Origin of the sequence: Enterococcus sp. HMSC072F02 (genome assembly GCF_001837725.1) — a bacterium.
Classification (GTDB): domain Bacteria; phylum Bacillota; class Bacilli; order Lactobacillales; family Enterococcaceae; genus Enterococcus_B; species Enterococcus_B lactis.
In genome coordinates, this window is the sequence record NZ_KV833912.1 from 1 (window position 1) to 12852 (window position 12852).

12 protein-coding genes are annotated in these 12852 nt (G+C 37.4%); 9 read left to right on the forward strand and 3 right to left on the reverse strand.

Going from position 1 to position 12852, the window contains the following annotated elements; all coding sequences use genetic code 11:
- Positions 1 to 92: 92 nt before the first annotated feature.
- Entirely contained in the window at positions 93 to 323 is a 231-nt protein-coding gene (locus HMPREF2731_RS02620) for a hypothetical protein (RefSeq protein ID WP_070872263.1), read from the reverse strand.
- A 537-nt stretch (positions 324 to 860) separates the two neighbouring features.
- Here HMPREF2731_RS02620 and HMPREF2731_RS02625 point away from each other — a divergent pair.
- From HMPREF2731_RS02625 to HMPREF2731_RS02635, 3 genes are all read left to right on the forward strand, one after another.
- A complete protein-coding gene (locus HMPREF2731_RS02625) occupies positions 861 to 2267 on the forward strand; it encodes a PTS sugar transporter subunit IIC (RefSeq protein WP_070872265.1) in 1407 nt (468 codons plus the stop codon).
- 82 nt (positions 2268 to 2349) lie between these two features.
- Positions 2350 to 2622, forward strand: a complete 273-nt coding sequence (locus tag HMPREF2731_RS02630) for a hypothetical protein (protein WP_002293626.1) — start codon at positions 2350 to 2352, stop codon at positions 2620 to 2622.
- Between the two features lie 14 nt (positions 2623 to 2636).
- Positions 2637 to 3560 (forward strand): LacI family DNA-binding transcriptional regulator, encoded by a 924-nt coding sequence (locus HMPREF2731_RS02635; protein ID WP_002293627.1) that lies wholly within the window; start codon positions 2637 to 2639, stop codon positions 3558 to 3560.
- Between the two features lie 115 nt (positions 3561 to 3675).
- Here HMPREF2731_RS02635 and HMPREF2731_RS02640 read toward each other — a convergent pair whose 3' ends face one another.
- Complete coding sequence (locus HMPREF2731_RS02640) at positions 3676 to 4428, reverse strand: MerR family transcriptional regulator (RefSeq protein WP_002293628.1); 753 nt, start codon at positions 4426 to 4428, stop codon at positions 3676 to 3678.
- A gap of 221 nt (positions 4429 to 4649) precedes the next feature.
- On the opposite strand from HMPREF2731_RS02640, the gene HMPREF2731_RS02645 reads away from it, so the two are divergent.
- Positions 4650 to 5006 (forward strand): DUF1827 family protein, encoded by a 357-nt coding sequence (locus HMPREF2731_RS02645; RefSeq protein WP_002293629.1) that lies wholly within the window; start codon positions 4650 to 4652, stop codon positions 5004 to 5006.
- 226 nt (positions 5007 to 5232) lie between these two features.
- On the opposite strand, the gene HMPREF2731_RS02650 is transcribed toward HMPREF2731_RS02645, so the two are convergent.
- Positions 5233 to 6774 carry a helix-turn-helix domain-containing protein gene (locus HMPREF2731_RS02650; protein ID WP_002293631.1) on the reverse strand — a complete coding sequence of 514 codons (1542 nt, stop codon included), beginning with the start codon at positions 6772 to 6774 and terminating at the stop codon, positions 5233 to 5235.
- Positions 6775 to 7214: 440 nt separating this feature from the next.
- Between HMPREF2731_RS02650 and HMPREF2731_RS02655 the strand changes: the two genes are divergently transcribed.
- The 5 genes from HMPREF2731_RS02655 to HMPREF2731_RS02675 all read left to right on the forward strand — a co-directional run bounded on the left by HMPREF2731_RS02655 (position 7215) and on the right by HMPREF2731_RS02675 (position 12724).
- Positions 7215 to 10010 carry an L-type lectin family protein gene (locus tag HMPREF2731_RS02655; protein WP_070872267.1) on the forward strand — a complete coding sequence of 932 codons (2796 nt, stop codon included), beginning with the start codon at positions 7215 to 7217 and terminating at the stop codon, positions 10008 to 10010.
- Between the two features lie 73 nt (positions 10011 to 10083).
- On the forward strand, positions 10084 to 10380 hold the full coding sequence (locus HMPREF2731_RS02660; RefSeq protein WP_002293634.1) for a hypothetical protein: 297 nt from the start codon (positions 10084 to 10086) through the stop codon (positions 10378 to 10380).
- A complete protein-coding gene (locus HMPREF2731_RS02665) occupies positions 10370 to 10942 on the forward strand; it encodes a hypothetical protein (RefSeq protein ID WP_002293635.1) in 573 nt (190 codons plus the stop codon). Before HMPREF2731_RS02660 ends, HMPREF2731_RS02665 begins: the two co-directional genes overlap by 11 nt.
- Before the next feature lie 23 nt (positions 10943 to 10965).
- Positions 10966 to 11589: a WxL domain-containing protein gene (locus tag HMPREF2731_RS02670; protein WP_070872268.1), complete on the forward strand. Its 624-nt coding sequence runs from the start codon at positions 10966 to 10968 to the stop codon at positions 11587 to 11589.
- Positions 11590 to 11695: 106 nt separating this feature from the next.
- Complete coding sequence (locus HMPREF2731_RS02675; protein WP_002293637.1) at positions 11696 to 12724, forward strand: WxLIP family cell surface protein; 1029 nt, start codon at positions 11696 to 11698, stop codon at positions 12722 to 12724.
- The last annotated feature ends 128 nt before the right edge of the window (positions 12725 to 12852 follow it).

A 12852-nucleotide genomic window follows, 5' to 3' on the forward strand; every position in this document is an offset into this window, starting at 1 on the left:
TTCTGAATCCCATACTTTATAAAAATCTTTGACAAATCTATTCGTAGGATCGAATTTAAACCATAATTGTGTCTCATTAAAAAGCATAACCATTACTCCGTTCTGTTTTTAAAATTAGTTTCTACCTCTAATATATATCGAGTTTTTATTTTGCCTTCAGAGAATACTGTTTCTTTTTTTGCAGTTACAGGTTGTTTATTTTCGGAAAAAGCTAATATAGCTAAAATTGAAACATCCATCTGGAATTTATCTTTTTTGCTGCTTTGCTCATAAAAGTCTGCATATTCATCACTGATATTTTTTCTAATAAAGTCTTCCATCATAAAAATCACCTCAAAACGATTATACGAACTTACGTTCTGACTGTAAAGCGATATTTGAGGGGCAAAAAAGGGGCAAAAAACTCTTACTAGTCCGTTCTAGCCTAATAATTTTAAGTATTATCAACGTTGTTTTTTCTTGATATAATGGGATTTTTGTCCAGTACGTACAAGCTAAAAACGTTTGTCTTGATGGGCGGTATGATGTAAGAAAAGCACCTTGCTTATCTAGCGTAGCCCATTATTTGAGAAAGATAGATAAAAAGTAGAAAAGGAAGCGAAATACTTCCTTTTCTACTTTTTTTGTATACTTATTCATAATAAGTGTTATTTAAATGGTATCATTTGCTTTTGCGAGTAGTTGGAAACTATACTATTTATAAAGGATTATGCATATTTTTTGCATTCGCATAGTTATTTATTTTATCTGATAAAAACAGATAGCCAGATAGGAATAACTATGCTATATTTATAATATCATTATAATGTATGCGTATTCAAAAAGGAGCTTTGGTAACAATAAAAACAGGAGGAGAAAAAATGAATGGATTAATGAGTTGGATGGAGAAGTATATTTTGCCAGTTGCAACGAAAATCGGGTCGGAGAAACACTTGGTTGCATTGAGAGATGCTTTTATTGGTACGATGCCAGCTACGATGGCAGGAGCAATTGCTGTTTTACTGAACGCATTTATGCGGGATTTTCCGAATACGTATCTAGGTGAAGGGAATGCAATCACGACATTTTTTACCCCAGTCATTGGCGTAAATGGATTGATCTGGAATGGTACTTTAGCTATTATGGCAGTGGTCTTTGTCTTATCACTAGGAGCGAATCTAGCGAAAGCCTATGAGGTCGATCCTGTCTCAGGAAGTATTGTTTCTCTGGTTGCTTTTATTATCGGCTTACCCGATGCAGCAACAGCGGTGTTGACATTGCCCGAGAAGCTTTCGCAAGACGCAGCAGATTTGATTACTTCTGCAGGTGGTGTGATTGCTGGAACGCCAGACGGAGGACAAACGTTATCAGTAGGCGCATGGGGCTATTTTAATTTTGGTAAATATATGGGTGGGTCTGGTTTGTTCACTGCTATGATCTTTGGATTTATTTCTGTCATTATTTTTGCGATTCTGATCAAGAAAAAGATCATCATACGGATGCCGGATTCTGTGCCACCTGCTGTAGCAAGAGCTTTTGCGGCAATTATTCCTGCATTAGTTTCTTTATACGTCGTTGGAGTGATTAATTATATCTTTAGACAAACAGCTGGTGAGCCGCTGATTGACTGGATTTCTGAAGCCATCCAATCTCCTTTGATGAACTTGTCACAAGGTTACGGAGCGGTCTTTATCATTGTTCTTCTTGTGCATGTTCTTTGGTTTTTTGGTCTTCACGGCACAAATATCATGTCACCTGTTTTGCAGACCTTATATGGTACCGCGATGGTCGAAAACACGAATGCCTTTCAAAATAATGAACCCATTCCTTTCAAATGGGTGGCAGGTTCTTTTGAAGCTTTTGTCTGGCCGGGGGGAGCTGGAGTCACGCTGGTGTTGATCGTTATGATTTTATTTTTATCTAAACGGGCAGATTATAAAACGGTAGGAAAGTTGGGGCTTGCACCAGGAATCTTCAATATCAATGAACCAGTGATGTTTGGTCTTCCTGTTGTGTTGAATCCGCTGTTGATGATTCCGTTCATCTTGGCACCTCTTGCGACTGCAACGATCGCCTATTTTGCCACGATGGCTGGGCTTGTTCGTCCGGTTGTAGTAAATGTGATCTGGGTCATGCCAACGATCATCAGTGGATTTTTAGCTACTGCGGGAGATTGGCGAGCCATCGTTTTAACAACCATTAATTTAATAGTAGCTGCTTTGATCTGGGCGCCATTTATTTTAGCAGCAAACCGCTTAGATCCAAATTTAGGTAAACCAGAGGAATAGAACTTTTCTATTGCAAAACAAACTCCTTGATATGAGACGCGTTTCATACACTATACTCAAAGTATCAAAAGGAGGGCTTGCAATGAATACCTATGTAGAGATAACAGATGGCACAACGAACAATTATTTTTATGCGTTTGTCGAGTTTAAGGGTTCCATATTAACGTTGTACAGTTTTCAAGGGCTGAATAAGAATATAGTAAAAGAAATACCGATGAATGAAATCGAAACGTTGACAAAAGATATATATTGGGGTGGCCAGCGGATCAGTTTTTCTCATGATGGAAAAATGTATCAGTTTTTTGAATGCGGTCCAGCTGTGGTAGACTATTTACAAGAAAATCTTTTTGTATAGGTGGCGAAGCAGCAGTGGCAAATATTCGAGATATCGCAAAGCTCACAGGTTATTCAGTTTCTACTATTTCACGTGTGATCAATGGACATCCATATGTAGATGAGGAAAAAAGGAAAGAAATACTTGCGGTCATGAAAGAAGTCGATTATATCCCTAATGCAAAAGCCAGACAGTTGAGTTATGGAAAAACGAAAAGTATCGGAGTAATCTTGCCTTATACCAACCATCCGTACTTTGATCAGCTGATCAGTGGGATCATTGAAGAGGCGTTTGACTATGATTACAAAGTGACGCTTTTACCGACGGGTTATCAGAAAGAAAAAGAGCGAAGCTATCTTGAAGAATTTGCAGCTAAAGCGTTCGATGGTTTGATCATCACATCTCGTGCCAATACACTAGAAGATTTGCTGGATTATCAAAAATATGGTCCTCTAGTTTTTTGTGAAGAAATCAAGGAAAAACAGGCAAGTTGCGTCTTTATTGATCGAGAACAATCGATTACAGAAGGTCTTTCTTATTTGAAGCAGCAAGGGGTAAAACGATTGGGCATCACATTGGGGCGAAGTGGCAGGCTGAGTTATAATTCAAAGATCACTTTGCAACTATGTCGTCGACTTTTTCCATTTTTTGATGAGTCACTTGTTTTTTGGGATTGCATAGATGCAGAGAAAGGAAAACAAGCAGGTATCTTTTTTAAAGATCATAGAGTTGATGGGGTCTTTACAAATTCGGATATGGTCGCAGCAGGCATCTTGCAAAGCTATCTGCAAGATAAGACACCAGTGGTGATTGGACGCGATAATTTGCTGATCAGCGAGCTTCTTGGCTTTCCAACGATCGATCACCATCTGGAAGCTTGCGGAGAAATGGCTTTTCAATTGTTTCTTACAGAAAAAAAGGATAAAGTGAAAATACCTTATACGTTTATTCAACGCTGAATTTTGGCAAAACACTTGTAAAAAATGAATCAGACACCAAATGTTAGTATAAAAAATCTAACTTTGGTGTCTGATGTTTTGTTGTTCGGTCGTTTTTGTCGGATCATGTAAACTATTATGCCTTTTTTTGGATGATTTCATTTAATGCTTTCGCTGCACCTTGACCACTTCGTTCGTCATAATATGCAGTGAATCGTTCATCGGCTTCGTACATCATCCCTAATCCTTTATGCGCTTCTGGCTGATATTCAGACCAGCTGTAAGATAACCACTTCTTATGAGCTTGAAAGATGCGATCTGCTAAGTTTTCATCTGCAGAGGCTTGTAAATAAAGAGTGAGATCAGCTAACATATGCTTTTCAACAGTTTGCATTTCTTCATACGTTTCTTTATCCATATTCATCCATTTTTCGTTGGATGCTGTAACCTTTTCTTCCCCGTATTTTTGTCGAATCTCTTGTCCATAAGTTTCTTCATTTTCTTTCAATTTTTGTTGTTTGAACCCTTCAAATTTTTCTTTATCACTCATTTTTCTTCCTCCTTCGTACCTATCAAGTGTTTGTTGGACAGTTGCCAAGAGGATGTCGATTTGTGCCCGTTTTTCTAGAAGCATCTGCTGATGTTCGATTAAAGCTTTCTGGTGGTCAAAATGCGGATTATCTAAGATTTCTTGAATATCCTCCAACTTGAATGCCAACGTTCGATAAAATAAGATATGTTGCAGACGATCGACTTCTTTTTTGCCATAAATCCGATAGCCTGAGGAATTGATCCTAGCTGGCTTTAGCAGTCCAATCTCATCATAAAAGCGCAAGGTTCTCGGACTGACTCCCGATATCTCTGACATTTTCTTTATTGTGTATTCCATTATTTTTCCTCCTGACAAATGTAAGCATAATCCTTTACGTAACGAGAAGGTCAAGAAAAAAGTGTATTTTTTCTCATAAAATTATGTTATACTATTAAGTGATAAAAGGTAAATCCTTTTGTTTTTTAAGGTTCAATTGTAACCGATTCCTTCATGTTGGGGACGACGGGGAATATATATGGGATTGAATCTAAATCGACTATATAGAAAAGAGGAATGAGATGAAGCTAATCGAAACACCTGTGAATAGTAATTTAAATATTAAGACATTTTATCCTAAAGTAGTAGAATTTTTTTTTGGGAATACGGCCATTAATTATTACAAATTATTTTCGTTAGATCGGACACAGTTGCTGCTAGTGGACACATATGACAAAAAGCAAGTTGTGATGATCAATACGAAGAAAAAAATCACAAGGCAAGAAATCGACTATGCGATTCATCACGTTTTAAAAATGACACGGGAAGATGTCAAAGTCCATATAGGAGTGAAACAGGAGCTGGAACGTGCCGGAATACAATTCAAACGTCCAAATAAAGATATTGTAGTTGTTGAGCAAAAGAATCCGATGGATTGATGTCCTAATTTATGCTAAACCGCTCCATACTTATGATGTATACAGTAAAAAAGAGGTCGTAAGCCTGCCGTTCAGCTCCGAGTCACAAGAAACAATTTCAAAAAACAGTTTCTTATGTTTTATGGATATTGTGACTTGTGACCGAGGAGTTGGCAGGAGAACACCGTTTATTCGGAAAAAAGGGAATGTGACAGACTTTTGTCGCAGCCCTTTTTTTGGTGTCCAATTATACGAACAGTTGTGGTTTAATTGACGGCAGCTTTTTTCTTTCAGGTCTTTTTAAAAGCAAGTGAAATTTCTTATTTTCATGAGCTTTTTTCAATTCAAGGTATAACTTGACATAATCTGTCTTTCCTTCCAAAAAATTCACTACATAATAACTTGTATCCGTTTCTTTGGGCATAAGATGTACAGAAGAGACGATTAGAAAATCAATGGGTTGTATTTCTTCATAGGATAATTCCTTCAGTTCGATAAAGGACAAGTCTTTTAAAAAATTCTTGATATCTTGGGTAAAAAAATAATTTGTTTCCATCACTAAAGAAACTTGTAACTTAGTTGAATTTTCATTGTCCTCGCAACATTGCAAAGTCAGCCATGCAAATATTTCAGCTAAATCGTTACAGCAAATAGAAAGCCATTGATAATTATGTCGACGCCCCAACTTATTCAAGAAAAAGGTAAAATGCTCTTTTAAATAGTAATAACTTGAAGACTTCTTTTTATGAAAGTAATTCATTAGAAAGAAGAGTGTCGGTACACGCTTTGGAAAAAGATAATAACAAAAAAGAATATTAAATAAATGGAGGTGAACAATTTGATTGTGTTGAAAAACACGGTCATCAGGAAAAATCTCAGTTTGCCAATAATTGTCAAGTTCTTTCAATAAGGAAGAAAGCAGCTGTCCTTTTTTGTCGAATATGTCTAAAGCTTCATTAAGAGTAGGATTCTCATATTGAAAGGTCGGTGCATAAAACACCATAAATTGTGCAAAACGAAATTCACTATCTTGATGAGAGGCGGGAATAGAAAAATGTTCACCAAAAAGGCATTTTATTCGATGATCATTACTAAAAACTGCTTCGCTATAGCGAGGGTCATCCTCTACATAGTGACCTTGTGCAATCCGCTGAGTGGTAATCCCAGCAAAAAGACAAACTTCTTTTTTTCCTACGAAACTCCAATTTAAAGATGTATGCTTAGTAAGTTCAGCCAATTTTTTTAATAACTCAGATTTTGAGACGTAAAAAGCATAATCTTCATTTCCGCGAGAAGCTGCCCAAAGAATATTGAATAATATCAAGCGAATCAAGCGTTCGTCTCCTTTGAAAGATAATTGGCTGCGATTAAAAATGACATCGAATTCCTGTACATAATCGGCTAATGACTGCAGATGCCGCATAGCAGAAGCACGACTAATGAAATTTTCTTGGCAGAATTCCATCAGATTTTTCTCTGGATAGAAAAGAGAAGATTTCATCGCGCGATAAGGGAGGCTCTGCTGGATAAGATAGGAATAATAATAATCATAGTTTAAATCGATTGGCAGATTCTGATTGATCTTGTTTTTTGACAATAATTTGAATCCAGAAAAGCAAAAGTCATCAAATTCATTCTCCATTTCATTCAATATATTTTTTACGACACTAGAAGATAAATCAAGTTTTTTACTGATTTCTTTGATAGTTAATTCATGTTGCTCCTCCAATAGATGAAAAATTGCTAACTTGCGGCGTTCTTTCTGGGTAAACACAATATTGAAAAACATAGGACCTCCTTTTTGATTGCTTATTTCTTTAAATAATTAAAAATACAAATATTTTATAAACTATTATTCAACTCTAGATCATTTCTAGATACCTCTTCATTTTTCTTTATATCCGCTTAAATTATATTTTTCTCATTTTTTTGGTTTTATTCCCATTTTATTGTCTCAAATTTGATCGATAAATACAATTTATTTGAGAAAACACTTCCATTTCTTATGAGTTAATGTTTTTTATTAAGTTGGTTGCTACCTTTTATTATGGATTTAATGGCTGTTTACGGTATTTTTTTGTTATTATATTTTTTAACAACCTCTTTTTAATCTATCTGCAATCTTATTTTAATTAAGTTAAATTTTAGTTGTCGGATAAAAGATGAGAACGACTATATCGGAGCTTTTTGAAAAAATCTCACTAATATTCAAGAAGGGGAAGAGAGGAAATGAAAAAAACGAAAACTGTCTCACATTATGGCAGTGTAGTTTTTATGGTTGCTGTCCTATTTTTATCGCAACTTACGGGACTGTCGCAAATCGCTTTTGCCAAGACTGAGTCTGAAAAAGTAGTAGCTGATGAACATGCGAATATTGTGATCGATTACGAAATGGATGAGGAACTGAAGCAGATACAATGGAGTATGACATATGAGAAGCATGCAAAAGATGAAGCTGAATATCAAATGCAATTTAAGCTGGAAATAGTTGAACACGAAGGATTATTACTGAGAGAAAGCATTCAGGAAATCGAACGAACCTTTGGAAAAGTAGGACCAGTTGATGAGGAATGGTACTACGCAGGTGATTTTTCTTCAGAGAATGAGAGAATTGAAATCGTTTTTAAAACCCTCATAGTAGAAGAATACAATCAATACCATCTAAAAATTACGCCAAGACTAATGAAACAAACAGGAGATGAATTAGAAGAGATATTCATCGGTGACCAGACAGAGTACGTAGTCGCAGTCGATTTATCGGAAAATACTGCCGTACCTGAAATAAATGGGGAGCCTACTGAGATTTCTGATAAGCCAGAAGCATCAAGAGAAGAACCAGTGGAAGAAGCTCAAACAGAAGCGGAAGAAGTTGAAAACTATGCCGCTCCCAGTATATTAGATCCCAATTTGAATGGTGCTTTTGCAGATGCTATTCCTTTAAATCACTTGTTTGCAAGACCAAGTCATATTTTCACACTTGCACCTAATGTCGCAACATTAGATCAAGACTACCGATTAAGTTATATGACGCCTTCAAATTTGAGTTCATTGCTATATAACAGAGGGCATATGGTTTCAACAAGTTCTAATAGGATTGATTTTACGAACATGTCTACGGATATCGGATTTACAAGTTATCTCTATTTTGATGAAGATACAGAGGGAATCACGTTCTTTCTTCATGATGGGAATCCTACTAATTTGTTTTTCAGCAGACGGGGTATCTACAATATGTATGATCCTACAGCAGGGCATTCACCTAAGTCATTAGGAGCGTATTATCACCCAGACCTTTTGACAGGTATAGCTCCTATTGATAAGTATATAGCGAATGGAATGATTCTTGAATTCGATAATAAAATTTCTACTGGCCCTCTTCTAAATATCAATGCATTAGGAGATCGAGAATTCTCTGGTGCCCATATTGCAGCAGCGCCTTCAGGTAGTCCGATTACTAAATCTTTTAAAAAAGACTTTGGCATAAACAGTGAATTTTCGACTAACAGCTGGTGGAAATTGGATATCAACATTACCCCAGCAGGGATGCTTACCTTTACAATGGAGGATCTGCGCCAAACAGGAGGATATGGCATAACAGAAGGCACCATCAATATCAATGACTATTTTACCAATCTTCCATCGAAGAAACTATACTGGGGATTCACTGCGACTGCTGAATTTTCTCTTCTTAGTCCTCGTGCAGATGCAGCAATCTTTTTAACCAATCCACGATTTGAGGTCCAAGGGGAATTGGTGCATGAAATTACAACGCAAGAGCAAGGCGTGACGGTGAATGTGAATGGCAAAAAAATCCCTATCAATACAGAATTGGAACACGCAGTTACATTTTACAACGAAGAAGGCGATGGTAGTATCTTCCTTAATCCTAGTGAAGATAATGGCATCACTATCTTGACTTCTGATGAAGAAGAAAGCAAATCCAATCCTTTTGAGTTTACTGAATTAATCTTATCAGAAGATGGCTATCAACCATATTTTACGTATCAAGAACTAGATAGTAACGGTGAAAATGCTACAAGAATAGATGTAAATGCTTTTTATGATTCATCCACCCAGCGCTTTTATCCAGAGGAAGCTATCGAGATTCCTATAGGAACAGAAGTGACGTTGCATTACAAAACAAAAGTAAAATCAGAGTTTCAAGGGCTTGAATATCATAACGTCTATGAGCGGGTAGAGTTTATTGGGAGAACAGGCACTACAACCGGTGAGTATTATCATGCTCAAGTCGAACATGCAGTTGAATACGAGATCCAGCGTGAACCTAACCACCCACCAGAAATTGACAACTTACGAACGGCAAATGAAACGTTTGGCGAAAAAAATACATTTATTGATTTTCAAGATCCGTTCCATTTTACACTTGATTATCTTGATCCAGACTTAGATCGTTTGTATTACAGCGTATGGATCAATGATGAGTTATTGATTGAAAATCAGATAATCACAGATGCAGAAGAAGAATTCAAAATGCATCAATCACGAGGGTTCAAAATCGATCTAAAAGATTCAGAAGGTGTTTTCGAACTAGGAGAAAATACAATCAAGCTCACCCTTACTGATAATCGACCTATCAATGATGAGATCACTTATCTAGAGCTAAATGGAACCTTCACTGTTGAAGGATTTATCGGATTTGAATTCGTGACAGAAGAATACAGCTGGAAGTATGCTCGATCACAATTGCCAATGAACAGACAAGCACAAGCTCGTGAAGAAGGGATGCGTGTTGTTACTAGAAACACGTTGAATACATCGGATTCATATAGAGTGACCGTATCCGCTGAAGAACTAAATCATGTGGATATGCAACATGCGATTAGTGAAGAGTATCTTGTGTTCAAAAATGAATGGGGAGAAATCGCACTTTCTGCTTTAACGCTTGAGATTGACAAAAAGTATGAATTTTCGGAGGAAGAAGGGCTATTGCTGCGGCTAAACAATCAAGAGGCGTTAGGCGTATATTCTGGAACGATCACGTGGAAAATTGAAGATGTGTTATAGCAAGAAGCTAGCTTTGAAAGGGGGGATCGTATGGCTGGCTAGATACTAGAAAAAAAGTGGAAAGGAGAAAACAATGAAATCAAAAACCCGATACTGGATGATTTCTGTTCTTCTTCTACTCCTGTTCTCGTTATCGATGCCAGTGGTGAATGCTGCTACCCAAGCTGGTGAAACGCATGCAGTCATAGAAATCAATGAACGGGAGATAGGAAAGCAGACTGAAAAGGGAGAAGAAAAACAGAAAAGCAGTTTTCCAGAGGCAAATGAAGCAAAGGCAGGATTGATTTCATTTGTTGGGACGCTGTTGATTATCGGCGTTATTTTAGTCTATCGTCATCAAATACGTGGAGGCGAAAAACATGAAAAATAGATTTTCGCTAGCGTTATGGAGTGCATTATTCATAGGAATGTTTAGCTGTTCTTCTGCTGTTCACGGACAGACCGAGGGCACGACTTCTCTGAAAATCGTTCCTTTGAATGAACAATTTCCACGGATGCTATACATTGATGATTTACTGTTCGTATCGCGCTATACAGATGAACACAATCAAATCCATCGAGAGAGCAACGATTTATCGATTACCTTTCTTGATTCTCGAAAAGAGAGCACAAAATGGCAACTACAACTGAAAACAGAAGACTTCCGTTGTAAAAAAGATGGCCATCTTTTGACTGCCGATTATCAATTAGGCAGAGGAATGTTCAGCGGAAAGAACGAAGAAGCAGTCGAAGGATTGGAAGCTTTCGAATATGATCACCAAGATGCAGGAAAAGAGTATCGTACGATCATCCAGTCAACAGGAAACAAAGAACGTGGAATCGTTACATATACGATTCCTGGCGAGCAGTCAACACTCTCTTTTCCTGAGGGGACATCTAGTGGTCATTACTACTCGAAACATTATTGGCGATTTGTGAATGCAGAATTTTGATGAGAAAAAAAGGAGGACAAAAAATGAAAAAATTAGCAGGGGTTTTAAGTACAAGTGCGATGTTATTTACATGTTTTGCACCAACAGTCATGGCAGCAGAATTTGATGAACCAATGGATGGAATGACCAGAGTGGAGATTACTGACTTTTTAGTAGAGGATGGACTTCCAACTTATCCAGGGATTTTTACACTAGATTCTGTTCCTGATATCGATTTTGGTGAACATACGGTTGCGCAAATCAGCGCAAACACAACTGTCAATGGTACTTTTGATGGCGCATTGCAAGCTTCCGATTTTCGTCCGCTAGAAGCCAGCAAAACAGAAGCTTTAGAATTGATTAGCGAATACACTGGTGTTGAAGATACAACAGAGCTGGCAGCAGCTTGGGAGAATGCTGTAGTTGCGGGAGACTGGGTATTGACAGTCAGTGCAACAAACTTAACAGATGATATTGCTTCTGCTCTTACGATCAATGGAGAAAATATATTAGAATCTGCAACAACTCTTCCGATATCTTATGTTTCCGGTACTTTTGATCATATAAATGAACTCACATCAGAAGCGCCAACACTAACAATCAAAGCGAATACACCGGTTGGAGAGTATACTGGGACAGTTACTTACACAGCAGTGGATTCGATCTAACAGCAGTATTTCAAGTAAAATAATTTGTTTTACTTGAAAACAACCGCAAAAGGATGGAGCGGATAAGCTAACTCCATCCTTTTTACATAAAATGGAGGGATGAAAAGTGAGACGACATTTAGTATTGGTTTTGATAACTTTGTTAATACCGCTAGTTTTTCCTGGAATCGTCGTTTTTGCTGATGAAAATCATGGAGCAGACTATAGCGTCCATCCTATTTTACCGGACAATCAGCGAGAAGGACGTTCATTCTTTGATTTACGAGTAGAACCTGGAACAAAACAGACACTACAGATCCAGATCAATAATTTTTCTGATCAGGAGCAAACGTATTTTATCAATGTCAATACAGCTCAGACAAACGGAAACATAGTGATTGACTACGGACAAAATGAATTACCAGAGGAGTCAATCGTTCAGCAACCCATCTGCGCATTGGTCGATTATCCAAAAGAAGCAGTGATCCCAGGGAATAAAGCAGGAGTCGTTACTTTAGAAGTACAAGCACCTGATACTTCCTTTGATGGAATCTTATTAGGCGGGATCCAAGTGAAAAAAGATTTTTCAGCTGAAAAAGAAGAAAGTAATCAGCCTTTTTTTAGCGAATACGCTTATGTGGTTGGGTTGATGATGAGCGCAAATGACAAGGAAGTTGTGCCGGATCTGAAGTTGAATGAGGTACGTTCCGAAGTGATCACCAACAATGCTGGTGTGGTTGCTGTGCTAGAAAATCCTCAACCAATCAATATCAAGGGAGTGACCGTTGAAGCAACTGTTCATTCAAAAGGACGGGAAGAACCGATAATGACACGAAAAATCGAAAATGGTGGTATTGCTCCTGAATCAGTTTTTGCTATGCCTATTTATCATGGGGAAGCTGGAAATACGAAACCTTTAGAATCGGGGGATTATCAACTTTTAGTCGAAGCACAAGATGAGACAGGGCAAAAGTGGTTGCTGACAAAAGACTTTACGATTACGAAAGAACAAGCAAACTCAGTCAATCATGAGGTTTTTACTGTAGAAAATAATACAAATTCTTTGTTGTATATCATTATCGGGGCCCTAGCAGCAGTTCTTTTAGTCGGTGGTTTCTATGTATATCGCAGAGGAAAGAAATTCCGCAGAAGGTGATTCATATCGAATATTAAGTGAAATCTGGTTTATAAGAAGTAGTAAAGATAAGAGTAGGTGCTGTGACAAAAGTCTTGTTGCAGCCCTTTTTTCCGGATAAACGGTGTTCAATCAGCTGTCCTTCGGTA

Excerpts from the sequence above, each read along its gene's own strand:
- HMPREF2731_RS02640 (WP_002293628.1), bottom strand. The coding sequence starts at position 4,428 with ATGGAATACACAATAAAGAAAATGTCAGAGATATCGGGAGTCAGTCCG.
- HMPREF2731_RS02620 (WP_070872263.1), bottom strand. The coding sequence starts at position 323 with ATGATGGAAGACTTTATTAGAAAAAATATCAGTGATGAATATGCAGAC.
- HMPREF2731_RS02670 (WP_070872268.1), top strand. The coding sequence starts at position 10,966 with ATGAAAAAATTAGCAGGGGTTTTAAGTACAAGTGCGATGTTATTTACA.
- HMPREF2731_RS02660 (WP_002293634.1), top strand. The coding sequence starts at position 10,084 with ATGAAATCAAAAACCCGATACTGGATGATTTCTGTTCTTCTTCTACTC.
- HMPREF2731_RS02625 (WP_070872265.1), top strand. The coding sequence starts at position 861 with ATGAATGGATTAATGAGTTGGATGGAGAAGTATATTTTGCCAGTTGCA.
- HMPREF2731_RS02665 (WP_002293635.1), top strand. The coding sequence starts at position 10,370 with ATGAAAAATAGATTTTCGCTAGCGTTATGGAGTGCATTATTCATAGGA.
- HMPREF2731_RS02630 (WP_002293626.1), top strand. The coding sequence starts at position 2,350 with ATGAATACCTATGTAGAGATAACAGATGGCACAACGAACAATTATTTT.
- HMPREF2731_RS02655 (WP_070872267.1), top strand. The coding sequence starts at position 7,215 with ATGAAAAAAACGAAAACTGTCTCACATTATGGCAGTGTAGTTTTTATG.
- HMPREF2731_RS02650 (WP_002293631.1), bottom strand. The coding sequence starts at position 6,774 with ATGTTTTTCAATATTGTGTTTACCCAGAAAGAACGCCGCAAGTTAGCA.
- HMPREF2731_RS02645 (WP_002293629.1), top strand. The coding sequence starts at position 4,650 with ATGAAGCTAATCGAAACACCTGTGAATAGTAATTTAAATATTAAGACA.